At 71.2% G+C, this 23059-nt stretch carries 22 protein-coding genes; 10 read left to right on the top strand and 12 right to left on the bottom strand.

Annotation, left to right across the window (positions count from 1 at the left end; genetic code table 11):
- Nucleotides 1–202 precede the first annotated feature (202 nt).
- Nucleotides 203–1099, bottom strand: coding sequence for a 1-aminocyclopropane-1-carboxylate deaminase/D-cysteine desulfhydrase (locus tag ACF1A1_RS13980; protein WP_391999735.1), 897 nt, complete (start codon nucleotides 1097–1099; stop codon nucleotides 203–205).
- Between the two features lie 175 nt (nucleotides 1100–1274).
- Here ACF1A1_RS13980 and ACF1A1_RS13975 point away from each other — a divergent pair, with 175 nt between their 5' ends.
- Together ACF1A1_RS13975 and ACF1A1_RS13970 are read left to right on the top strand one after the other, a co-directional pair.
- Nucleotides 1275–2681, top strand: a complete 1407-nt coding sequence (locus ACF1A1_RS13975; RefSeq protein WP_391999733.1) for a family 2B encapsulin nanocompartment shell protein — start codon at nucleotides 1275–1277, stop codon at nucleotides 2679–2681.
- Between the two features lie 112 nt (nucleotides 2682–2793).
- Nucleotides 2794–3903, top strand: a complete 1110-nt coding sequence (locus ACF1A1_RS13970; RefSeq protein WP_391999731.1) for a family 2 encapsulin nanocompartment cargo protein polyprenyl transferase — start codon at nucleotides 2794–2796, stop codon at nucleotides 3901–3903.
- Nucleotides 3904–4034: 131 nt separating this feature from the next.
- On the opposite strand, the gene ACF1A1_RS13965 is transcribed toward ACF1A1_RS13970, so the two are convergent.
- The gene (locus tag ACF1A1_RS13965; protein WP_391999729.1) at nucleotides 4035–4625 is read right to left on the bottom strand and encodes a TetR/AcrR family transcriptional regulator; all 591 of its coding nucleotides are present in this window, start codon (nucleotides 4623–4625) and stop codon (nucleotides 4035–4037) included.
- A 122-nt stretch (nucleotides 4626–4747) separates the two neighbouring features.
- Between ACF1A1_RS13965 and ACF1A1_RS13960 the strand changes: the two genes are divergently transcribed.
- On the top strand, nucleotides 4748–5335 hold the full coding sequence (locus ACF1A1_RS13960; protein WP_391999728.1) for a dihydrofolate reductase family protein: 588 nt from the start codon (nucleotides 4748–4750) through the stop codon (nucleotides 5333–5335).
- Nucleotides 5336–5353: 18 nt separating this feature from the next.
- Nucleotides 5354–5605 (top strand): hypothetical protein, encoded by a 252-nt coding sequence (locus tag ACF1A1_RS13955; RefSeq protein ID WP_391999726.1) that lies wholly within the window; start codon nucleotides 5354–5356, stop codon nucleotides 5603–5605.
- A gap of 370 nt (nucleotides 5606–5975) precedes the next feature.
- Here ACF1A1_RS13955 and ACF1A1_RS13950 read toward each other — a convergent pair whose 3' ends face one another.
- A complete protein-coding gene (locus ACF1A1_RS13950) occupies nucleotides 5976–6728 on the bottom strand; it encodes a VOC family protein (protein ID WP_392000185.1) in 753 nt (250 codons plus the stop codon).
- Nucleotides 6729–7036: 308 nt separating this feature from the next.
- The gene (gene sodN, locus ACF1A1_RS13945) at nucleotides 7037–7432 is read right to left on the bottom strand and encodes a superoxide dismutase, Ni (RefSeq protein ID WP_391999724.1); all 396 of its coding nucleotides are present in this window, start codon (nucleotides 7430–7432) and stop codon (nucleotides 7037–7039) included.
- A gap of 146 nt (nucleotides 7433–7578) precedes the next feature.
- Here sodN and sodX point away from each other — a divergent pair, with 146 nt between their 5' ends.
- Nucleotides 7579–8013: a nickel-type superoxide dismutase maturation protease gene (sodX, locus tag ACF1A1_RS13940; protein WP_391999722.1), complete on the top strand. Its 435-nt coding sequence runs from the start codon at nucleotides 7579–7581 to the stop codon at nucleotides 8011–8013.
- On the opposite strand, the gene ACF1A1_RS13935 is transcribed toward sodX, so the two are convergent.
- Nucleotides 7917–8546, bottom strand: a complete 630-nt coding sequence (locus ACF1A1_RS13935; protein WP_391999720.1) for a CGNR zinc finger domain-containing protein — start codon at nucleotides 8544–8546, stop codon at nucleotides 7917–7919. The genes sodX and ACF1A1_RS13935 overlap by 97 nt on opposite strands.
- Before the next feature lie 115 nt (nucleotides 8547–8661).
- On the opposite strand from ACF1A1_RS13935, the gene ACF1A1_RS13930 reads away from it, so the two are divergent.
- Nucleotides 8662–9432 carry a class I SAM-dependent methyltransferase gene (locus ACF1A1_RS13930; protein ID WP_391999718.1) on the top strand — a complete coding sequence of 257 codons (771 nt, stop codon included), beginning with the start codon at nucleotides 8662–8664 and terminating at the stop codon, nucleotides 9430–9432.
- Between the two features lie 102 nt (nucleotides 9433–9534).
- Here ACF1A1_RS13930 and ACF1A1_RS13925 read toward each other — a convergent pair whose 3' ends face one another.
- From ACF1A1_RS13925 to ACF1A1_RS13915, 3 genes are read right to left on the bottom strand one after another with little or no spacing between them, the layout of a single operon-like run.
- Nucleotides 9535–10296, bottom strand: a complete 762-nt coding sequence (locus tag ACF1A1_RS13925; protein ID WP_391999716.1) for an amino acid ABC transporter ATP-binding protein — start codon at nucleotides 10294–10296, stop codon at nucleotides 9535–9537.
- On the bottom strand, nucleotides 10293–11261 hold the full coding sequence (locus ACF1A1_RS13920) for an amino acid ABC transporter permease (protein WP_391999715.1): 969 nt from the start codon (nucleotides 11259–11261) through the stop codon (nucleotides 10293–10295). The genes ACF1A1_RS13925 and ACF1A1_RS13920 overlap by 4 nt, the downstream gene beginning before the upstream one ends.
- 30 nt (nucleotides 11262–11291) lie before the next feature.
- Complete coding sequence (locus ACF1A1_RS13915) at nucleotides 11292–12260, bottom strand: ABC transporter substrate-binding protein (protein WP_391999713.1); 969 nt, start codon at nucleotides 12258–12260, stop codon at nucleotides 11292–11294.
- 615 nt (nucleotides 12261–12875) lie between these two features.
- Between ACF1A1_RS13915 and ACF1A1_RS13910 the strand changes: the two genes are divergently transcribed.
- From ACF1A1_RS13910 to ACF1A1_RS13895, 4 genes are all read left to right on the top strand, one after another.
- Nucleotides 12876–14108, top strand: coding sequence for an NADP-dependent malic enzyme (locus ACF1A1_RS13910; protein ID WP_391999712.1), 1233 nt, complete (start codon nucleotides 12876–12878; stop codon nucleotides 14106–14108).
- A 514-nt stretch (nucleotides 14109–14622) separates the two neighbouring features.
- On the top strand, nucleotides 14623–15588 hold the full coding sequence (locus ACF1A1_RS13905) for a zinc-binding dehydrogenase (protein WP_391999711.1): 966 nt from the start codon (nucleotides 14623–14625) through the stop codon (nucleotides 15586–15588).
- Between the two features lie 122 nt (nucleotides 15589–15710).
- A complete protein-coding gene (locus ACF1A1_RS13900; RefSeq protein WP_391999710.1) occupies nucleotides 15711–15920 on the top strand; it encodes a helix-turn-helix domain-containing protein in 210 nt (69 codons plus the stop codon).
- On the top strand, nucleotides 15920–16486 hold the full coding sequence (locus ACF1A1_RS13895) for a Clp protease N-terminal domain-containing protein (protein ID WP_391999709.1): 567 nt from the start codon (nucleotides 15920–15922) through the stop codon (nucleotides 16484–16486). Before ACF1A1_RS13900 ends, ACF1A1_RS13895 begins: the two co-directional genes overlap by 1 nt.
- 55 nt (nucleotides 16487–16541) lie before the next feature.
- On the opposite strand, the gene ACF1A1_RS13890 is transcribed toward ACF1A1_RS13895, so the two are convergent.
- The 4 genes from ACF1A1_RS13890 to ACF1A1_RS13875 form a co-directional block, all read right to left on the bottom strand.
- Nucleotides 16542–17609, bottom strand: coding sequence for a helix-turn-helix transcriptional regulator (locus tag ACF1A1_RS13890; protein WP_391999708.1), 1068 nt, complete (start codon nucleotides 17607–17609; stop codon nucleotides 16542–16544).
- A gap of 1 nt (nucleotide 17610) precedes the next feature.
- Entirely contained in the window at nucleotides 17611–18558 is a 948-nt protein-coding gene (locus ACF1A1_RS13885) for a DUF4097 domain-containing protein (protein ID WP_391999706.1), read from the bottom strand.
- Nucleotides 18559–18791: 233 nt separating this feature from the next.
- Complete coding sequence (locus tag ACF1A1_RS13880; protein ID WP_003992906.1) at nucleotides 18792–18971, bottom strand: DUF6104 family protein; 180 nt, start codon at nucleotides 18969–18971, stop codon at nucleotides 18792–18794.
- Between the two features lie 206 nt (nucleotides 18972–19177).
- Nucleotides 19178–22963 carry a multifunctional oxoglutarate decarboxylase/oxoglutarate dehydrogenase thiamine pyrophosphate-binding subunit/dihydrolipoyllysine-residue succinyltransferase subunit gene (locus ACF1A1_RS13875; RefSeq protein WP_391999705.1) on the bottom strand — a complete coding sequence of 1262 codons (3786 nt, stop codon included), beginning with the start codon at nucleotides 22961–22963 and terminating at the stop codon, nucleotides 19178–19180.
- Nucleotides 22964–23059: the final 96 nt, after the last annotated feature.

Below are 23059 nucleotides of genomic sequence, written 5' to 3'. Positions count from 1 at the left end.
CGCCCGCCCGGACGGCGGGCTCTTCTCCGGGGCGGCCCACTCCGCGGGTTCCTGCCTCCTCCGCAGGTGGCCCTGCGGGGCCCACCGCGCAGGGGCGCGTTCGCCCAGACGTTCCGGGGCACCGACGTCCTCCAGGCCGTCCGGCAGAGGCACGCGACCGGCGCCGGCCGCCCAGCCCCTCCACCCGACGGCACGGCGCCCGTCATCCGCCGAACGGAGCTCCCGTGATCACGGCGGCCACGGCACTCCCGGGCGTGAAGGTCCCCTCCTCGACCAGGGCGACAAGTCCGTACAGCAACTTGGCGACATAGAGACGTTCGACCGGCAGGCCGTGGCGCTGCTCGAAGTCCTCCGCGAAGGCGTCGAGGGCGGGGGTGGTGCGGGCGTAGCCGCCGAAGTGAAAACGGTCGTCGAGCGACCAGTCGCCGCGAGGACCGCCGAACGCGGTCTGCTGGAGGGACCGTATCCCGGCGGCGAGGAAGCCGCCCTTCAGCACGGGTATGCCCAGGGCCCGCTCGCCGGGGCCCAGGCCGGCGGCGAGGCCCGCGAGGGTGCCGCCCGTGCCGCAGGCGACGGCGGCGACTTCGGCGTGGCCGCGCAGCTCCTCGCCGAGTGCCCGGCAGCCACGGACGGCCGCCGCGTTGCTGCCGCCCTCGGGGACGACGTACGCGTCCTCGGCGCCGGCCGCGCGCAGGACGGCGGTGAGGGTGGCGGGGTCGGACTTGCGGCGGTAGGTGGACCGGTCGACGAAGCGCAGCCGCATGCCGTCGGCCGCGCAGCGGGCCAGGGACGGGTTCAGCGGCCGGTCCGCGAGCTCGTCGCCGCGCACCACCCCGACCGTGGTCAGGCCCAGCAGACGGCCGGCGGCGGCCGTGGCCCGCAGGTGGTTGGAGTAGGCGCCGCCGAACGTGACGATCGGCCGGCCGGCCGCCGCCTCCAGGTTCGGCACGAGCTTGCGCCACTTGTTGCCGATCAGCTCCGGGTGGATCAGGTCGTCCCGCTTGAGCAGCAGCCGTACGCCGTGCCGGGCGAACCGGTCGTCGGCCACCTCCCGGAGCGGGGAGGGGAGCCGGGGACGCAGGGCGGCGGGGTGGGTCACCAGGCCATTGTCGAACACCGGTCGTTGCGAAAACTCGCTCTGCCCCGCGCGTGCATGATCCATTCCCGCTCTTTCGGGTAATAGCACGAGCACTCTGCGTGATGGAAGGCTTCCCGGCGAGAACAGTGCATCGGCGCACCACGGCGTCCGTGCATGACTGGGAGGGCATTTCTCTATGTCGTTAGGCGAAGAGGTCCGCGCCGAGCAGGGCAAGCCGCAGCAGAGCCTCGGCACCGTGGCCGCGCGGAACCTGGCCACCACGACCAAGTCCGTACCGCAGATGCAGGAGATCAGCTCCCGCTGGCTGCTGCGGACGCTGCCCTGGGTGGACGTGCAGGGCGGCACGTACCGGGTGAACCGGCGCCTGACGTACGCGGTCGGCGACGGCCGGATCACATTCGTCAAGACCGGTGACCGCGTCGAGGTCATCCCCGGCGAACTCGGCGAACTGCCGGCGCTGCGCTCGTACGAGGACGAAGAGGTGCTCTCGGAGCTGGCTTCCCGCTGCCGGCAGCAGGAGTACGTCCCGGGCCAGGTCATCGCCTCCTTCGGCGGCCGCAACGACGAGGTCTACCTGCTGGCGCACGGCAGGGTCGAGAAGGTCGGCACCGGCCCCTACGGGGACGACCAGGTCCTCGGGGTCCTCGCCGACGGCGCCTACTTCGGCGACCAGGCGCTGCTCGACGGCGACGCCATCTGGGAGTACACCGCGCGCGCCCACACGGCCAGCACGGTACTGATCCTGTCCCGCCAGGACTTCGAGCAGGTCGCGGAGCGCACCGACTCCCTGCGCGAGCATGTCCGCCAGCAGCGCGCGATCCCCCGGCAGCGCACCAACAAGTACGGCGAGAAGGCCGTCGACCTCGCCGCGGGTCACTCCGGCGAGCCGGACATCCCGCACACGTTCGTGGACTACGACGCCCGGCCGCGCGAGTACGAACTGAGCATCGCCCAGACCGTGCTGCGCATCCACACGCGCGTGGCCGACCTGTACAACCAGCCGATGAACCAGACCGAGCAGCAGCTGCGGCTCACGGTCGAGGCGCTGAAGGAGCGCCAGGAGCACGAGCTGGTCAACAACCGCGACTTCGGACTCCTCCACAACTGCGAGTACGACCAGCGGATCCAGCCGCACGACGGTGTGCCCAGCCCGGACGACATGGACGAACTGCTCAGCAGGCGCCGCGGCACCAAGCTCTTCCTCGCCCACCCGCGCGCGATCGCCGCGTTCGGCCGTGAGCTGAACAAGCGGGGGCTCGTCCCGGAGACGATCGACGTCGGCGGCAACCGGATCCCCACCTGGCGCGGGGTGCCGATCTACCCGTGCAACAAGATCCCGGTCACCGAGGCCCGGACCAGCTCGATCATCGCGATGCGTCTCGGCGAGCAGGACCAGGGCGTCATCGGCCTGCGCCAGTCCGGCATCCCGGACGAGATCGAGCCGAGCCTGTCCGTGCGGTTCATGGGCATCAACGAACAGGCCATCATCAAGTACCTGGTCACGGCCTACTACTCGGCTGCCGTGCTGGTCCCGGACGCGCTGGGCGTCCTGGAGAACGTCGAGATCGGCCGCTGGCAGTGACCTCGCCCGTGCGGACGCCGTGTCCCCGCTCGCCGGGGCGGGTACACCCAGGGCGTACCCGCCGGGTGACAGCGCGTCCGTCACCGTCCGCGGACCCTGCGAGGGAGTCTCGATGACCGACTTCGTGACGGAGACCAGGCCGCACTCGCGCGGGCGGGGGCCCGTCGCACGCCAGGGCGACGGCGGGACGGGAGCGTCCGACGGGCCGGAGGCGGCAGCGATCCTGGAGGCTGCCCGGGTGTCGGTCGACCCCGTCCTGGGGGCGGCCCTCGGTTCGCTGCCCGGCTCGCTGCGCCGGATCGCGCTCCACCACTTCGGCTGGGAGCAGGCCGACGGCACCAGGGCCGCGGGCAGTGGCGGCAAGGCGATCCGTCCGGCGCTGGTGCTCGCCGCGGCCGCCGCCCTCGGCGGGCAGACGGCCCGCACGGCGGCCGTGCGGGCCGCCGCGGCGGTGGAACTGGTCCACAACTTCACGCTGCTGCACGACGACGTGATGGACCGGGACACCACCCGACGGCACCGCCCCACCGCCTGGACCGTGTTCGGCGACGCCGACGCCATCCTCACCGGGGACGCCCTCCAGGCGCTGGCCCTCGGACTGCTGGCCGAGGACCCGCACCCGGCGTCCGCGGCGGCCGCCGCCCGCCTCGCGGCCTGCGTGGTCGAGCTGTGCGCCGGGCAGCAGGCGGACACGGCCCTGGAGAAGCGCGGGCCCGCCGACGTCGCGCTCGACGAGGTGCTCGCCATGGCCGAGGCCAAGACGGGCGCGCTGCTCGGCTGCGCCTGCGCCGTCGGCGCGCTGTACGCCGGGGCGCCGGAGGAGGACGTCGAGGCGCTGGACGCGTTCGGCCGGGAGGCCGGGCTCGCCTTCCAGCTCATCGACGACGTGATCGGCATATGGGGCGACCCGCGGCACACCGGCAAACCGGCCGGCGCGGACCTGGCCGCCCGCAAGAAGTCCCTGCCGGTGGTCGCCGCGCTCGCCTCCGGCACCCCGGCCGCCGCGGAGCTGGCCGAGCTGTACGCCGTCCCGTACGACCGGGCGGACCTGGAGCGCACGACGCTCGCCGTCGAGCGGGCCGGCGGGCGCGCGTGGGCGCAGGAGCAGGCGGCCGACCACATGGCCCGGGCGATGTCCGAACTGGCCCGGGCGATCCCGGACCCCGCGTCGGCGGGCGCCCTGCTGTCCCTGGCGGAGTTCGTGACCCGGCGCACCACGTGACGGTGCTCTGAAGACCCCGGGGTCCCCGGGACCGTGCGGCTCCTGACTCCGCACGGTCACCGGGGGCCCCGGCCCGGCGGGTCCCGCACAGCCCCACGGTGTGCGGGACCCGCGTCGGCGTGTCCGCGGGCTCACTCCCGCGGCACCACCGTCGCCACGATCCGTTCCACCAGCCCCTCCGGCACGGTCGCGTCCGGCAGGGCGCCGTCCAGGACGCCGGGCAGGGTCAGGTGTTCCAGGATCAGACCCAGCATGGCGAGGTAGAGGACGACGACGGTCTCGTCGCCGCCGGGCAGACCGGCCTCGCGGTGGAACCGCATGCCGTACTCCAGCTCCGCACGCACCGACCGGGTGTAGGAGGCGCGCAGGCCGGGGCGGCGGGTGGCCTCCAGGCGCATCTCCAGCAGGGCGAGGTGTCCGGTGCGGTCGCGGACCGCGCGGGCCATCAGGTCCCGCATGAGGGCCGTGACGAGCGAGCGGTCCTTCGGCCGTTGCATCAGTTCGGCGAGCGCCTGCGGGTCGGGGGCGAGGCGCGTGTGCAGGCGGGCGTCGATCTGGCGGAGCAGGTCGTCGCGCCCGGTGAAGTAGTTCGACGCGGTGCCCACCGGCACCTTCGCCGCCGCGTCCACCGCGCGGAAGGTCAGCCCCCGAGCCCCCTCCCGCGCGAGCACCTCGACCCCGGCGTCCACCAGGGCCGCGCGCCGTTCCGGGTTGCCGGCCATGCGGACTCCTCTCTTCCCTCTGCCTCCGCTTCCGGGGGATTCCGGAAAACACCTTGCAACCACTACAAGTGAAGTACTACAACTGGAGTGGTTCAGAGATCAGCCTAGGGAAAGAGACCGGCTTGCGAAAGCTCACCTACTTCGTCGCCTGCTCCATCGACGGCTTCATCGGCGACCCCGACGGCGACGCCTCCTCGATGTTCGCCTTCCTGGACGAGGAGTACGTCGGCTACCTCGCCTCGACGTATCCCGAGACCATCGCCGTCCCCGGCCGCGAGCAGCTGGGCATCGAGGACGCGGAGAACCTGCGCTTCGACACCGTGATCCAGGGCCGCGGCAGCTACCAGCTGGGCCTCGACGCCGGCATCGCCAGCCCGTACTCCCATCTGCGCGAGTTCGTCGCCTCCCGCACCCTCGGCGCCTCACCCGACCCGAACGTCGAGGTGATCGACGGCGACCTCGTCGCCCGGGTCCGCGAGCTGAAGGCCGAGGACGGCGGGCTCGGCATCTGGCTGTGCGGCGGCTCACGGATCGCGGGTGAGCTGCTCGACGAGATCGACGAACTCGTCATCAAGACGTACCCGCAGGTCTACGGCTCCGGCATGCCGATGTTCGGCGGCACCGGGTTCTCCGTGTCCGACTTCGAGCTGGAGTCGGTGCGCACGTTCTCCAACGGAGTGCTGGTACGCGTCTACGCACGCAAGCGGTGACGGGCCTACCCTGGTGACATGGACAGGGAACACCACGTCTGTCCCGCCTGCGGGCAGCCCGTAGATACCGTCGTCCGACGCCACAAGACCCTGGGCGCCTGGGTTCCGCGCTGGGTCGCGGGCCCGTGCCACAACCCCGATTGCGAGGCGTACGCCGAGCCCGGCTCCGAGCGGCACGGCCACGCGGAGCAGCACGCCGCCCCCGAGCAGCACGACCGTCCCGGGCCGGCGGAAGAAGAGGCCGGAACCCCTGCCACCCCGACCTCGTGACCCACGGCCGGGGGCCGGCGTGGCCCCGATGGCCGAACGGGGAGGGGTGGACATGACCGAGGCGGGCGGGCACCGCCGCCGCGGGTGACGGTGGGTTGTGGTCGGCCGGCTGGTGGCGGCTGCCGTACAGGCGGCGGCGGTGCCGCCCTGTGGCTGCTGGTTGCCGCGAGGCCTCCCGAGCCGCGTGGCCGGCAGGGGAGCGACCCGCCCGCGCCGCTTGTGGGGGTGGAGGCGGACGACGAGTAACCCGTGCCCGCCGGACGAGATCCCGGACGGCACGCGGGTCCTCCGCGCGTACGCGGAGAGCCGGCAGGTGTAGTGATCACGAGCGGTGTCGGCACCCGGCGGACCCGACCCTGGCGTGCAGGCCCTACGGGGCGGCCGTGGGCCGGGGCAGCCCTCCGGTCTCGGGGTCCCGTGCGGTGAGGCAGTACAGGCCGCCCGCCGGGTCGCGCAGCACCGACCAGTGGGAGTGGGCGGCGATCAGCGCCGCGCCGAGCCGCTCGTGCCGGGCGCGCACGGCGTCGATGTCCGGGCCGCAGGCCAGGTCGAGGTGGGCCGAGGGGGGACGCTCGTCGTCCAGCCGCTGGAGGAGGACGCGGATCGGCAGCCCGGGCGGCGGCGCCACCGAGTGGAACTCGGGCAGGGAGCCCGGCCGGGACGTCCAGTCCGGCAACAGACCGCTCCAGAAGGCGACTTCGGTGTCGTACGCGGACGGCGGGATGTCCACACAGACCTGGTCCAGACGGCTGCCGGACACCACGGGCGGGCGTACCGACTCACCCTGCCAGGGGACCGCGCAGAACAACTGCCCGGCGGGGGAGCGCAGGACGGTCCAGCCGTCGTGCTGCGCGGCCGTCTCCGCTCCGAGGCCCAGCGCGGCCCGTACGAACCCGGGCACGTCGTCGACACAGAAGTCGAGATGCGCCCCTCCCTCGCCCTCGGTGATCGCCTGGGCCTTCACACAGGGGTCGGCGCCCTCCGGCAGCAGCGTGACGAACTCGCTCTTCCCGCCCCGCGGCGCGGACAGACACGTGTCCGTGACGGCGGTCCAGAACGCGCCGGCCCGCTCGAAGTGTTCGGCGGGCCGGTCGACGAAGGCGTACGTCCAGCGGATGCGGATGCTCATGGGGGCGATCGTAGAGGGGGCCGAGCCGCGCGCACCCGCGCCGGGGGGCACCCGGGACAAGCCGGGTGGACAGCCTCGGTGCCTCGCCGCCGGTCACCTCGCCCGCGAGGGGGCCTTCGAGGGTGACCTGCCGGGCGGCGCTGCTGGTCTGCCGGCGATCGGCACCCCGGCGGCCGGGAACGTCCGCCGACGCCCCGGGAACGCCGAAGGGCCCGGTCGTGGTGTCGACCGGGCCCTTCAGCGTGGTCCCTCTCCCCGCGGTGGTGCACCGACCGCCGGTCGCGGGAACGGCCTGGGTGGTGTCAGGCCTTCTTGGTCTCCCAGAAGATCTTGTCGATCTCGGCGATCAGCTGCAGGGCCTTTTCGCCGGTCTGCGGGTCGGTCGACGCCTTGGCGGCCGACAGGGCCTTCAGGGTGTCGTTGACCAGCTGGTGCAGCTGCGGGTACTTCTCGAAGTGCGGGGGCTTGAAGTAGTCGCTCCACAGCACGGAGACGTGGTGCTTCGCGAGCTCGGCGCGCTGCTCCTTGATGACGGTGGCGCGCGTCTGGAAGTGCGGGTCGTCGTTGGCGGCCATCTTCTCCTGCACGGCCTTCACCGACTCCGCCTCGATGCGGGCCTGGGCCGGGTCGTACACACCGCAGGGCAGGTCGCAGTGCGCGCTGACCTTGACCTTGGGGGCAAACAGGCGGGAAAGCATGGAGCGTTCCTTCCTCGTGATCGTCTTCTCAGGTGGGACATTACTCCCTGCCATACGGGTTTTCGCGAGTGCCCCCATGGGCTTAGGACAAAAGTCCGGGGTCAGACTGGGACTGGTGGAGGAACGGACCAGGGGAGGTGCCGGGGATGCCGGAGCTGTCGCGGGAGACCGAGCGAGGGAGGGCGTCCGCGCCCTTCGGACTGGCCGAGGTGACCGGACCGTCCATGGTGCCCACGCTGCACCACGGGGACCAGCTGGTGGTGCGGTACGGCGGCCGGGTCAGGCCCGGTGACGTCGTCGTGCTGCGGCATCCCTTCCAGCAGGACCTGCTCGTCGTCAAGCGGGCCGCCGAGCGCCGCGAGGGCGGCTGGTGGGTGCTCGGGGACAACGCGTACGCGGGCGGCGACAGCACCGACTACGGGGCCGTGCCCGACGAACTGATCCTCGGCACGGTGCGGTTCCGCTACCGGCCGCTCGGGCGCGATCAGCGCTCGCCGCTGGCGGTGCTGCGCTGGGCACTGTCGGCGGCCAGGCCGGTGCTGGCCGACCGGTCGGCCTCCAGGCGCTTGCGGGCGCGGTAGGCGGCCACGTTGGCGCGGGTGGCGCAGCGGTCGGAGCAGTAGCGCCGGGAGCGGTTGGTGGAGGTGTCCAGGTAGGCGTTGCGGCACGGGGCGGCCTCGCACAGACCCAGGCGGTCCACGCCGTACTCGGTCAGGTGGAAGGCCAGGCCCATCGCGGCGATGGCCGCGTAGCCCGCGGTCGCGTTCGACGGGTGGTCGGCCAGGTGCATGTGCCACAGCGGGCGGCCGTCGTCGTCGCGGAAGTCGTGGCCGGAGATCTGCGGGCTGACCGGGAACTCCAGCAGCAGGGAGTTCAGCAGGTCCACGGCGAGGGTCTCGTCGCCGCTGTCGGCCGCCTCGAAGACCGCGCGCAGGCGGGCCCGTACGGAGCGGAACCGGGTGACGTCCGCGTCGGTGGCGCGCCGGGCCGCCGACTGGTTCACGCCGAACAGGTCCCGGACGGCCTCGACCGAGGTCAGCGCGTCCTTGCCCCGGGCCGGTTCCTCGCTGTTGACGAGGCGTACGGCGTAGTCCGAGTAATAGGCCAGTTCCACTTGTAGTCCTTACGGAGGAGCTCTATGGTCGTGAGGGCGGTCGGGTAACAGACGGTCGCACTTCCAGGGTATTACGCAGACGGTTGAAGAACGGGCGACGGAAGAGGGGGGTCCCATGACCACCGGTACGGGCACCGACACCGGCACCGACTGGCAGGCCTGGCAGGAGAGCTGGGACCGGCAGCAGGAGTGGTACCTGCCCGACCGGGAGGAACGCTTCCGGATCATGCTCGACATGGTCGAGGCCCTCGTCGGCACCGCGCCGCGCGTCCTCGACCTCGCCTGCGGCACCGGCAGCATCACCGCCCGGCTGCTGCGCAGGTTCCCCGAGGCCACCAGCACCGGCGTCGACCTCGATCCGGCGCTCCTCGCCATCGCCGGGGGCACCTTCGCGGGCGACGACCGCGTCACCCTGGTGACCGCCGACCTCAAGGACCCGGACTGGCCGGCGCGGCTGCCGTACGACTCCTACGACGCCGTCCTGACCGCCACGGCCCTGCACTGGCTGCACAGTGAACCCCTCGCGGCCCTCTACGGTCGGGTCGCGGGACTCGTCCGCGACGGCGGTGTCTTCATGAACGCGGACCACATGATCGACGAGAGCACGCCCCGGATCAACGCGGCCGAGCGCGCACAGCGCCACGCCCGCATGGATCAGGCCAAGGCGGTCGGCGCCGTCGGCTGGACCGAGTGGTGGCGGCTGGCCGCCGCCGACCCCGTCCTCGCCGGGCCCACCGCCCGCCGCTTCGAGATCTACGGCGAGCACGCCGACGGTGACATGCCCTCGCCCGCCTGGCACGCGCGCGTACTGCGCGAGCAGGGCTTCTCCGAGGCCCGCCCCGTGTGGGCCTCGCCGTCGGACACGCTGATGCTCGCGCTCAAGTAGCGCCACGGGGCCACGGCGTGGGCCGGGTGCGGGCAGACGGAAGGGGCGGTACGAGACCCGTACCGCCCCTCCTCGCCGTACTGCCGGCCTGCTGGCCTTGCCCTACAGCACCTTGGACAGGAACGCCTGCGTCCGCTCGTGCTGCGGGTCGGTCAGGACGTCGCGCGGGTTGCCGGACTCGACGACCACGCCACCGTCCATGAAGACCAGGCTGTCGCCGACCTCCCGGGCGAAGCCCATCTCGTGGGTGACGACGACCATCGTCATGCCCGACTCGGCCAGGTCGCGCATGACGTCGAGGACGTCGCCGACCAGCTCCGGGTCGAGGGCCGAGGTCGGCTCGTCGAACAGCATCAGCTTCGGCTCCATGGCCAGCGCCCGGGCGATCGCGACGCGCTGCTGCTGGCCGCCGGAGAGCTGCGAGGGGTAGTTCCCGGCCTTGTCGGCCAGGCCCACCCGCTCCAGGAGCTGCAGGGCGAGCTCCTTGGCCTCGGCCCTGTTCGCGCCCTTGACCTGCACCGGAGCCTCGATGATGTTCTCCACCGCCGTCATGTGCGGGAAGAGGTTGAACCGCTGGAACACCATGCCGATGTCCCGGCGCTTCAGCGCGACCTCGCTGTCCTTCAGCTCGTACAGCTTGTCGCCCTTCTGGCGGTAGCCGACCAGCTCCCCGTCGACGTACAGGCGGCCGGAGTTGATCTTCTCCAGGTGGTTGATGCACCGCAGGAAGGTCGACTTGCCGGAGCCGGACGGGCCGATGAGGCAGAACACCTCACCGGAGTTCACCTCCAGGTCGATGCCCTTGAGGACCTCGACCGCGCCGAAGGACTTGTGGACGCCCTCGGCCTTCACCATCGCGGTCACGGCCTGCCCCTCTCACTGCCCAGCGAAAGCATGTTCGCCTTGATCTTCTGGAAGACGGTCGGCGGCAGACTCCGGCTGGAGCCACGCGCGTAGTACCGCTCCAGGTAGTACTGGAAGACGCTGAACACGCTGGTCATCACCAGGTACCAGATCGACGCGACGAAGAGCATCTCCATCACGGCGTACGAGGTGGAACCGATCACCGAGGTCGAGCGCAGCAGCTCGTTGTACGTCACCGCGTACACCAGCGACGAGGTCTTCAGCATGTTGATGAACTCGTTGCCGGTCGGCGGCACGATCACCCGCATCGCCTGCGGGATGACGATGCGGCGCAGCGTCTTGGTGTGGCTCATGCCCAGCGCGTGGGCCGCCTCCGTCTGCCCCTCGTCCACGGCCAGCAGGCCGGCCCGGCAGATCTCGGCCATGTACGCGGCCTCGTTCAGACCGAGACCGAGCAGGGCGCACATGAACGGCGTCATGACGTCCGTCATCTCGTCCTTGTAGATCGGACCGAGGTTCAGGACGGGGAAGATCAGCGCCAGGTTGAACCACAGCAGCAGCTGCACGTAGACCGGGGTGCCGCGGAAGAACCAGATGTACAGCCAGGCCACGCTGCTGGTCACCGGGTTCTTCGACAGCCGCATCACGGCCAGGACGATGCCCAGCACCACGCCGAGCACCATCGCCAGGATGCTGATCAGCAGCGTGCGGCCGGCACCCGCGACCACGGTCGAGTCGAACAGCTTGTCCGACACCGCCTGCCACTGGATGTCGCCCTGCGCGAACGCGAGGCCGAGCAGCACGAGAAGCGCCAGGACGACGACACCGCTGACCCAGCGGCCGTAGTGGCGCACCGGGATGGCCTTGATGGCCTCCGGCGGGCCGGAGAACGCCGAGTCCTCCGCCACCGGCGGCCGGTCGGCCGGTGGCGCGCCCGCGGGGGACTTGTCGAACTTGTCAGTCATGGGGACTGCCCTTCAGTGGTGCTGGGGTGATCACTTGCCGCCGTTGATCTGTGCGGCCTCGATCGCGCCGCTCTGGGCGCCCCACTTCTCCAGCACCTTCTTGTAGGAGCCGTCCTTGATGATCGCGTCGACGGCCTCCTTCAGGGCGTCACGCAGCTGGGTGTTCTTCTTGTCGACGGCGATGCCGAAGGGGCCGGCGTCGTACTGCTCGCCGATGACCTCGAAGGCGTTGCCGCCGTCGGCCTTGCGGGCCAGGTCCACGGCGACCGGGTAGTCGTTGACGCCGGCCACGGCGCCACCGGACTTCACGCGGGTCTGGGCCTCGGTGTCGTTCTCGAACGACTCGATCTTGATGGCCTTCTTGCCACCGTCCGTGCACTTCTTGGACTGGTCCTGAAGGGCCTTCTCATACGTCGTGCCCCGCTGGACCGCGGCGGTCTGGCCGCACAGGTCGTCGATGGAATCGACGCCCTTGGGGTTGCCCTTCTTGACGTAGATGGCCGTGCCGGCGGTGAAGTAGTCGACGAAGTCGACGCCCTCGCCGAGCTTCTTGCCACTGTCGTCCAGGCCCTCCTGGCGCTGCTTGTTGTCCGTGATCGACGACATCGCGATGTCGTAGCGGCCGGTGTTGACGGCGGTGATCAGGGTGTCGAAGGAGCCGGAGGTGAACTTGAACTCGACGCCGAGCTTCTTGCCCAGCTCCGCGGCGATGTCGGGGTCGACGCCCACGATCTTGCCGTTCTCGACGGACTCCATGGGGGCGTACTCGGCGTTCGTGCCGACCTCGATGACGCCCTTGTCCTGGATCTCCTTCGGCAGCTTGGAGAAGAGAGGCGCGGTGCTGGCCTTGCCCGACGCCTGGGAGGAGCCGTTGTCCTTGCCGCTCTCGGTCTGGTCACCACAGGCGGTGAGCAGCAGGGCGCCCGCGACCGCGAGGGAACCGACCGCGGCTAGCCGGGTGCGCGCGGCGGTGGTACGGCGGATGGAGCGTGCGGTCATGGTGAGTGCCTCCGGCGGATGGATGGAGATGCCGATGGGTCGACGAGAACACACACCTTCGGGTGTCGCGACCTCGTGTGATTACGGGCATCTTGCCATTCGGACTACGCCATTCAGGGGGCCCGGCATGTCAAAATCGGATAACGGGCGACCCCCGAACCGCACAGTCCGGTACATCACGGCCGGACCGGGCCGCACCATCTCCGGGAATCCTCCCTTCCGGCCGGAAGATCTTCGGCTCATCTCACGATGTGGTCGTTCGGAATGCGGTCCGTACGCCCACTTGAGTCCGTGTCAAGGATCTGGCCGACATTCACCGGTTCTTCGCGCATGAGTCATGTCACTGGCATATGACTGACCCGTCGGTCGGGTGAGCGGGCTGTGGGAGTCCTGCAAGACGAGGTATGTGACCTTGCACGGAATGGACTCGTCGTCGGTGGCGTCCGTCCGGTAAGAAGGTTCTTTACACCCCTCATCCGGGGCTCAGGGCGCGTGTGCGGCGCGCCCGACGCGCAGCGGTCCGTACGTATCACCACAGGGCCCTGCGCGATGCCCGCCCACTTCTCACCAGGAGTGGCCACCCTCAAACCATGAAGACCTAAGGGGTAAGACACAGTGGCAGCGGAGATCGTCAATCCTCGCAGCGAAGGCGAAACGGACCATACGGGCCAGGAGGGCGGTGCGGAGCCCCTCGACTCGTTCGACCCGGCGTTCGCGTTGCACCGTGGCGGAAAGATGGCCGTGCAGGCCACCGTCCCGGTCCGCGACAAGGACGACCTGTCCCTCGCCTACACACCCGGCGTCGCGCGCGTGTGCACCGCGATCGCGGAACAGCCGGATCTGGTGAACGACTACACGTGGAAGTCGTCCGTCGTGGCCGTCGTCACCGACGGCACCGCGGTCCTCGGCCTCGGGGACATCGGCCCCGAGGCGTCCCTTCCGGTGATGGAAGGCAAAGCGATCCTCTTCAAGCAGTTCGGCGGCGTGGACGCGGTTCCGATCGCGCTGGCCTGCACGGACGTGGACGAGATCGTCGAGACGGTGGTGCGCCTCGCGCCCTCGTTCGGCGGCGTGAACCTGGAGGACATCTCGGCGCCGCGGTGCTTCGAGGTCGAGCGCCGGCTCCAGGAGCGGCTCGACATCCCGGTCTTCCACGACGACCAGCACGGTACGGCGGTCGTGACGCTGGCGGCGCTGCGGAACGCGGCGCGGCTGAGCGGGCGGACGATCGCGGACCTGCGGGCCGTCATCTCGGGCGCCGGCGCGGCCGGTGTCGCCATCGCCAGGATGCTGGTCGAGGCCGGCATCGGGGACGTCGCGGTCAGCGACCGCAAGGGCATCGTCTCGGCGGACCGCGAGGACCTGACCGACGTCAAGCGCGAGCTGGCCGGGTTCACCAACAAGGCCGGGCTGACCGGGTCGCTGGAGGACGCGCTGTCCGGCGCGGACGTCTTCATCGGCGTCTCCGGCGGTACGGTCCCGGAGGCGGCGGTGGCCTCGATGGCGGAGGGCGCGTTCGTCTTCGCCATGGCCAACCCGAACCCCGAGGTGCACCCCGAGGTCGCCCACAAGTACGCGGCGGTCGTCGCGACCGGGCGGTCGGACTTCCCGAACCAGATCAACAACGTGCTGGCGTTCCCGGGCATCTTCGCGGGTGCGCTGCAGGTGCGGGCGTCCCGGATCACCGAGGGCATGAAGATCGCGGCGGCCGAGGCGCTGGCCGGGGTCGTCGGTGACGACCTCGCCGCGGACTACGTCATCCCGTCGCCCTTCGACGAGCGGGTGGCCCCGGCGGTCACGGCGGCTGTCGCCGCGGCGGCTCGGGCTGAGGGCGTTGCGCGTCGCTGACGTGCGCCGATGAGTGGCCCCGTCCGTTTGGGCGGGGCCATTTCTCTGCCCAACGGCCCCGCCCGTTCGGGTGGTCTGGGGGAGGGGCGTCGGCGGTAGCCGGCCTCGGCGGCGGGGGCCCCGGGGTGGGGTGTGGGGCTCCGTTGGCCGGTGTGGGGAGGTGGTTGGTGCGGGGCGGTGGTCGGTACGGGGCCTGGTGTGGGGGCGCGGTTCCGTCGTGGGTGGGTCGGGGGCGTGGCGGTGCGGCGAGCCCGTCGCCGGTTGGGCGTACGGCTGCCTGTTGGTCACAGTGGCCACTTGGCTGTGCAGCGCTGAGCGACGGGCCGCGCCGCACCGCCACGACCCACTCCCGCCGTCTCGCGGGTGCGCGCCACCGGCCGGCGGAAGCGACCACCGTAGGTCGCTGTCCGGGGCGGGGGGAGCGCTCCGCATCAGGGGTCCCGTCCCGCAAGAGGGCATTGCTCACAGTGCCTTCCGGTTTCGCCCGCTGCTCGGGGAACCTATCGTCGGCTGCATGTTCGCCGTCTACGCCGCTCGAATCGACCGTGATCAGCCGCTGTCCGGACTGGAATTGGGGGAGCGTCCGGTCCCTGAGGCACGTCCCGGCTGGAGTACCGTCAGCGTTCGCGCCGCCTCCCTCAATCACCATGACCTCTGGTCGCTGCGGGGCGTGGGCCTCGCAGAGGACAAGCTGCCGATGATCCTCGGCTGCGACGCCGCCGGCGTCGACGAGGACGGCAACGAGGTCGTCCTGCACTCCGTGATCGGTCAGACCGGGCACGGGGTCGGGCCCGACGAACCCCGTTCCATCCTCACCGAGCGCTACCAGGGCACCTTCGCCGAGCAGGTCGCCGTACCGACCTGGAACATCCTGCCCAAGCCCAAGGAGCTCTCCTTCGAGGAGGCCGCCTGCCTCCCCACCGCCTGGCTGACCGCGTACCGCATGCTCTTCACCAACGCCGGGGTGCGGCCGGGTGACTCGGTGCTGGTCCAGGGGGCCGGTGGCGGGGTCGCCACGGCCGCCATCGTGCTCGGCAGGGCCGCCGGGCTGCGGGTCTTCGCGACCAGCCGGGACGAGGCCAAGCGGAAGCGGGCCCTGGAGCTCGGTGCCGTCGAGGCGGTGGAGCCGGGGGCGCGGCTGCCGCAGCGGGTCGACGCCGTGATCGAGACCGTCGGCGCCGCCACCTGGTCCCACTCCGTGAAGTCCCTGCGGCCCGGCGGCACGCTCGTCATCTCCGGTGCGACGAGCGGTGACCGTCCCTCCCATGCCGAACTGACGCGCATCTTCTTCCTGGAACTCAAGGTCGTCGGCTCGACGATGGGCACCAAGGACGAGCTGGAGGACCTGCTCTCCTTCTGCGCCGCCACCGGTGTCCGCCCCGTCATCGACGAGGTGCTGCCCCTCGACCGGGCCCGCGAGGGCTTCGAACGGCTCGCGTCCGGCGACCAGTTCGGCAAGATCGTCCTCACGCATTCCTGACGGGCGTCCGGCGCGGTTGCCGTCGCCCCCCTCGGCGGGTCCGGATCCACGGGCCCGCCTTTTGCGTGCCCGTGATGTCAACTGTGGTTGACAGTCGCGGTGTGTCAACGTAAGTTGACATCATGACCGAAGCAACGGATCTCGCCGAACGCGCCGGCGACCGCGATCCACGGGTCGGACTGCGCGCCGTCGCCGCCCTGCGCCGAGTGTTGGAGCAGTTGGAGGCGGTGCAGGTGCGCAGCGCGCGCCATCAGGGCTGGTCGTGGCAGGAGATCGCCGCGGAACTCGGAGTCAGCAGGCAGGCCGTGCACAAGAAGTACGGGAGGCAGTGATGTTCGAGCGGTTCACGAAGGACGCCCGCGCCGTGGTGCGAGGTGCCGTCGAGCGGTGCGAGAGCTCGGGAGCGCGGACCGTGGGGCCCGAGCACCTGTTGCTCGCCCTGCTGGACCGTGAGGCGAGCCGCGGATCCTTCGCGCTGACCGCCCTCGGACTCGCGGCGGACCGTAGGGAGTCGGTACGGCGGGAACTGGACGAGGCGCGCCGGCGGGCCGGGCTGTCCCGGGCCGACGCCGAGGCCCTCGCCGGACTCGGTATCGACGTGTCCGAGATCGTCTCCCGGGTCGAGGAGGTGCACGGCGTCGGGGCGATGTCCGGCGACCGGCGGGGCGGGGGCGGCTGGACGGGCCGTCCCGGCTTCGGGCGGGACGCCAAGGACGTCCTCGAGAAGTCGCTGCGGATCGCCCTGGCCCACCGGGACCGGCACATCGGCGACGAGCACATCCTCCTCGCCCTGACCGCCCGCCCCGGCCCGCCCGCCGAGACCCTCGCGGACCACGGCGTCACCCACGCATCCCTGACCCGGGTGCTGTACGGCCGGGGAGAGGCGCAGGCGGGCTGAGCCGACGGGGGCTGCGCCGGGGCCGTGCGCGCCGGCGGCGCCACCCCGGCTCCGCTCACGCCCTGGGCGCCCGCAGCATCGCCCCGATGTGCGCCGCCGCGGCCGACAGATGCCGGCGGGCGTCGCGGAGCTGGTCCGTCGTGACCCCGTGGTCGCGGGCCGCGTCGCGGATGTCGTCGCGGAAGCGGTCCAGCAGACGGTCCAGGTCACGGGCCGGGTCGCCGCTGGAGTCCTCGTGGGCCCAGGCCGGCTCGTAGTCGGCGGGGAAGTCCTCCGGGGTCTCGGAGTACACCGGCCCCTTGCCCGCCGTGCTCTGCGCACCGCCGCCGCGTCCGAACCCGAAGTCCTTGCCGAACTCCTTTCCCACGTCCTTGCCGAACTCGCCGAACTCCTTGGCCAGTTCGGTCAGGCCCTCCCGCACGCCCGTCGGCCAGTCACCGCGGGCGAAGTGGTCCTGGACCTGCTCCTGGACGCGTCGCGCTATGCGCTGCACCTCCTCCTGGGCCTGCGCTCGGGCCCGGTCCTGGGCCTCCTTCGCCTGGCGGCGGGCCCGCTGGGCCTCCTCACGGGCCCGCCGGCTCTCGTCCTTGGCCCGGCGCGCCTGCTCCTTCCACTCCTGCTTGACGCGGCGCATCTCCTCCTTGGCGACGCGCCACGCCTCCTTGTCGCCGTACTCCCCGAACTCCCCGTACTCCCCGGCCGGACCGGCCTCACCGGGGCCCGCCGGGGTGCCCTGACGGGCCTGCGAGGCGGCTGCCCGCATCTCGCGCCGCAGGTCGCCCGCGGCGCCCCGCACGTCGGCCCGGATCTCCGCGGCCAGTTCCGCGACCGATTCGCGGATCTCCAGCTCGAGGTCGGCCAGTTCGCCGCTGCGGTCGGCCAGCTCGGCCCGTCCGGCGTCGGTGATGGCGTACACCTTGCGGCCGCCCTCGGTGGTGTGGGTGACCAGGCCCTCGGCCTCCAGCTTGGCCAGGCGGGGGTAGACCGTGCCCGCCGACGGTGCGTACAGCCCCTGGAAGCGTTCTTCCAGGAGGCGGATCACCTCGTAGCCGTGGCGCGGGGCCTCGTCCAGGAGCTTCAGCAGGTAGAGGCGGAGGCGGCCGTGGGCGAAGACGGGGGGCATGTCAGAGCACCTTCTTGTCGGTCGTGCTGTCGGCCGGGCCGTCGGAGGAGGTCGCTTCGGCCGGGCCGGGAGAGGAATTGTCTCCTGTGGCGCCGGGGGAACCGTCGGCCGGAGTCCTCGCTTCCGGCTCCCACGGCTCGTCCTCCGTCCGCGGACGCCGCAGCAGGGCGATCGAGCCGGAGACCGTGGTCGCCTTCAGGCTGCCGTTGCCCGCGCCGAGCCGGCCGGTGATGCGCTTGGCGCCCCACTGGCCGCTGACCCGGAGGTCCTCGAAGGCGTTGGAGACGGAGCCGCTCGCGGTGTTGGCCTCCACCTCCGCGTCCGCCGGATGGGGCAACCGGATGGCGATCTCACCGGAGACGCTGGTCAGCCTGATGTCGGTGGGGCGGCTCGCCGGGTCGAGGTCGACGATCACCGACCCGCTCACCGAGTCGGCCTTCACGGAGGAGCCCGCCTCGACCACCGTCAGGTCCCCGGAGACCGAGTTGAAGCGCAGGTCGCCGGTGAGGGCCTGGGCCTCCACACTCCCGGAGACGGTGTCCGCGCGCACCGATCCGGTGAGCCTCACCAGGGTCGTGTCCCCGGAGACGCCCTTCACCTCGGCGCGCCCGTCGATGCCGGAGACGACCGCCCCGGCGCTCACCACGCCCACCTCCACGCGCGTGTCCGCCGGCACGGCCAGAGAGACGACGGCGCTACGGCGCCACCCCTTGCGGTCGAGCCACTTGAGGAACCCCTTCCAGGGCAGGTCCTCGTACGCCACCGTCAACGTCCCGTCGCGATGACTCACCACCAGGGGTGGTCCCTCTATGTCGGAGACCTCCAGGCGGGCGGAACCCTCCTCGGTCCCCACCACGTTCACCGTGCCGGCGACGATGCGCACGTGCAGTTCGCTCACCGGCTCCTCGAAAGAGAGCTTGCCCGGCTCGGCGACGGACCACTCGGACATGGTGCTGACCTCCTCGACGACACGACGCGCCATATCGCGTGTCCCGTGAATCACGATATATCGCGGTCACGGAAAGTCAAGGCACCCGTTCGGGTGAGAACGGCCCTCGCTGCAACGGCCGTAGACATGCCGAAGGGCGCCCACAAGGGCGCCCTCAAGCGAACAGAACGGAGCGAACGGAACGGAGCGGACGGAACGGATCGGGGACGGCCGGACCGGGACGGGCGGCAGGCCTACTCGTCGTCCTCGTCGTCCAGCCGGGCCAGCCACGTCGCCAGCCGCTCCACCGGGACCTCGAAGTCGGGGTTGAGGTCGACGAAGGTCCGCAGCTGCTCGGCGAGCCACTCGAAGGTGACCTCCTCCTCGCCGCGCCGCTTCTCCAGCTCTTCGATGCCACGGTCGGTGAAGTACATGCGGGGTGCTCTCCTGGGCTCCTACGGGACGGTCGTGCCAGGACCAAGCCTACGTAGCGGTGAAGACCCGCGTCCGTGCGCTCTCCCGCTCCCCGCCCCGGCGCACCGCCGCGGCGGAGCGGCGCAGGGCAGGGGGCCCGTGAGCGCATACGGGAAGGCCCGGCCCCGGTCGTCCGGGGCCGGGCCTTCCGGCGTGGGGGCGAGGCCTAGGCCTCGAACACCTCACGCACCAGCTGCTCCTGCTCGGCCTGGTGCCGCTTCGCCGAGCCGACCGCCGGGGACGAGCCGTGCGGCCGCGAGATGCGGCGCAGGCGCTCGCCGTGCGGGACGTCGGCGCCGACGGCCAGGTCCAGGTGGTCGATCAGGTTCAGGGCGATGAACGGCCAGGCGCCCTGGTTGGCCGGCTCCTCCTGGGCCCACAGGTACTTCTCGGCGTTCGGGTACTTGGCGATCTCCGCCTGGAGCTCGGCACCCGGCAGCGGGTACAGGCGCTCGATACGGATGATCGCGACGTCCGTCGCGCCGCGCTTCTGACGCTCGGCCTCGAGGTCGTAGTAGACCTTGCCGGCGCAGAAGACGACCTTGCGGACCGCGGCCGGGTCGGCCGAGGCGTCGCCGATGACCGGGCGGAACTGGCCGGTGGTGAACTCCTCCGCCTTCGACGCGGCGGCCTTCAGGCGCAGCATCGACTTCGGGGTGAAGACGACCAGCGGCTTGTGGTGCGGGTTGTGCACCTGCCACCGCAGGAGGTGGAAGTAGTTCGACGGCAGCGTCGGCATCGCGACCGTCATGTTGTTCTGCGCGCACAGCTGGAGGAAGCGCTCGGGACGCGCGGAGGAGTGGTCCGGGCCCTGGCCCTCGTAGCCGTGCGGGAGGAGGAGCGTGACGCCGGACGTCTGGCCCCACTTCTGCTCCGCCGACGAGATGAACTCGTCCACGACCGTCTGCGCGCCGTTGACGAAGTCGCCGAACTGCGCCTCCCACATCACGAGCGCGTCGGGGCGGGCCAGCGAGTAGCCGTACTCGAAGCCCATCGCCGCGTACTCGGACAGCAGGGAGTTGTAGACGTTCAGGCGGGCCTGGTCCTCGGACAGGTACAGCAGCGGGGTGAAGTCCTCGCCCGTCTCACGGTCGATGATCACCGCGTGCCGCTGGCCGAACGTGCCGCGCTGGGAGTCCTGGCCCGCCAGACGGACCGGGACGCCCTCCAGGAGCAGGGAACCGACCGCGAGGGTCTCGCCCATGCCCCAGTCGATGGTGCCGTCCTCGACCATCGCCGCCCGGCGCTGCAACTGCGGCAGCAGACGCGGGTGGACGGTGATGTGGTCGGGGATGTTGACCTGGGACTCGGCGATCCGCTTGACGACCTCCGTGGAGACCGCGGTCGGGACCGCGACCGGGAAGCCGTCCTGCGGGTCGTAGGTGCTGTCCGGAGCCGGCTGCGCGGTGGCCTCGCGGACCTCCGTGAAGACCTTCTCCAGCTGGCCCTGGTAGTCCTGCAGCGCCTGCTCGGCCTCTTCCAGGGTGATGTCGCCGCGACCGATCAGGGACTCGGTGTACAGCTTGCGCACCGAGCGCTTCTTGTCGATCAGGTCGTACATCAGCGGCTGGGTGAAGGCCGGGTTGTCCGACTCGTTGTGACCGCGGCGGCGGTAGCAGATGAGGTCGATCACCACGTCCTTGTTGAACGCCTGGCGGAACTCGAAGGCCAGACGCGCGACCCGGACCACGGCCTCGGGGTCGTCGCCGTTCACGTGGAAGATCGGGGCCTCGATCATGCGGGCCACGTCCGTCGCGTACATCGACGAACGCGAGGACTCCGGGGCCGCGGTGAAGCCGACCTGGTTGTTGATGACGATGTGGACCGTGCCGCCGGTGCGGTAGCCGCGCAGCTGCGACATGTTCAGGGTCTCGGCCACCACGCCCTGGCCCGCGAAGGCCGCGTCGCCGTGGATCGCCACCGGCAGGACCGTGAAGTCCGTGCCGCCCTTGTTGATGATGTCCTGCTTGGCGCGCGCGACGCCCTCCAGGACCGGGTCCACCGCCTCCAGGTGCGAGGGGTTCGCGACCAGGCTGACCTTGATCTGCTCGCCGTCCAGGCCCGTGAAGGTGCCCTCGGCGCCCAGGTGGTACTTCACGTCACCGGAGCCGTGCATCGACTTCGGGTCGAGGTTGCCCTCGAACTCGCGGAAGATCTGCGCGTACGACTTGCCGACGATGTTCGCCAGGACGTTCAGGCGGCCGCGGTGGGCCATGCCGATCACGACCTCGTCCAGGCGCGACTCGGCCGCCGAGTCCAGCACCGCGTCCAGCAGCGGGATGACGGACTCGCCGCCCTCCAGGGAGAAGCGCTTCTGGCCGACGTACTTGGTCTGCAGGAAGGTCTCGAAGGCCTCCGCCGCGTTCAGCCGGCGCAGGATGCGCAGCTGCTCCTCGCGCTCGGGCTTGGAGTGCGGGCGCTCCACCCGGTCCTGGATCCACTTGCGCTGCTTGGGGTCCTGGATGTGCATGAACTCGATGCCGGTGGTGCGGCAGTACGAGTCGCGCAGCACGCCGAGGATGTCACGCAGCTTCATCATCGACTTGCCGGCGAAACCGCCGACGGCGAACTCGCGCTCCAGGTCCCACAGCGTGAGCCCGTGCTCGGTGATGTCCAGGTCGGGGTGCTTGCGCTGCTGGTACTCCAGCGGGTCGGTGTCGGCCATGACGTGGCCGCGGACCCGGTAGGAGTGGATCAGCTCGAAGACGCGGGCGGCCTTGGTGACGTCGTCGTCGTGGCTGGCGTCGATGTCCTTGAGCCAGCGGACCGGCTCGTAGGGGATGCGCAGGGCCTCGAAGATGTCGTCGTAGAAGCCGTTCTCGCCGAGGAGCAGGTTGGCGACGGCGCGCAGGAACTCGCCGGAGGCGGCGCCCTGGATGACCCGGTGGTCGTAGGTCGACGTGAGCGTCATGACCTTCGAGATGCCGAGCTTGTTCAGGGTGTCCTGGGAGGTGCCCTGGAACTCCGCCGGGTAGTCCATGGAGCCGACGCCCATGATCACCGACTGGCCGGGCATCAGGCGCGGGACCGAGTGGACGGTGCCGAGGCCGCCGGGGTTGGTCAGCGAGACCGTGACGCCGGTGAAGTCGTCCATCGTCAGCTTGTTGTCGCGGGCGCGACGGACGATGTCCTCGTAGGCCTGCCAGAACTCGAAGAAGTTCAGCGTCTCGGCCTTCTTGATGGCGGCCACGACGAGCTGGCGGTCGCCGTTGGGCTTCACCAGGTCGATGGCCAGGCCGAGGTTGACGTGCGGCGGCTTGACGAGGGTCGGCTTGCCGTCCTTCTCGCCGAACGACCAGTTCATCGACGGCATGGCCTTGATGGCCTGCACCATCGCGAAGCCGATCAGGTGCGTGAAGGAGATCTTCCCGCCCCGGGCCCGCTTGAGGTGGTTGTTGATGACGATGCGGTTGTCGAACAGCAGCTTCACCGGGACCGCGCGGACCGAGGTGGCGGTCGGCAGCTCCAGGGACGCGTTCATGTTCTTGGCGACCGCGGCGGACGGACCGCGCAGCGTCACGAACTCCGGGCCCTCGGGGGACGCGGTGGCGGGCTCGGCCTTGGCGGCCGGCTTGGCGGCCGGGGCGGGCTTCGCGGGAGCCGGAGCGGCGGCCGCGGGCTTCGCGGCGGCGGCCGGCGCGGGAGCCGGGGCGGCGGGCGCGGCCTGAGCGGGCGCGGCCTGGGCCGGCGCGGCGGGCGCCGCGGGCGTGGTGGTGGTCCCTGCGGCCCCCGCGGCCGCAGTACCCGCCGGAGCCGGAGCGCTGGCGGCCCCCGGCTTGTAGTCGGCGAAGAAGTCCCACCAGGCACGGTCTACCGAATTCGGGTCCTGGAGGTACTGCTGATAGATCTCGTCGACGAGCCACTCGTTCGGACCGAACGCGGCAGCGGGGTTCTTGCCCGCTTGGTCGTCGGTCGAGATGCTCGATGCGTTACTGGGGGACTGTGGCGACACGGCGGCAACCGCCCTCTTCCGCTTCACAAGGTGATGGACAGCGGGAATAAAGGCTACGCCTCCCAGAGCGGGAAGGTCAGGCCGGGCCGCTGCATC

This window comes from Streptomyces sp. NPDC014995, from assembly GCF_043080745.1.
GTDB lineage: Bacteria > Actinomycetota > Actinomycetes > Streptomycetales > Streptomycetaceae > Streptomyces.
The sequence above is the reverse complement of the archived record's forward strand: the minus strand, read 5'-3'. Positions and strand labels throughout refer to the sequence as shown.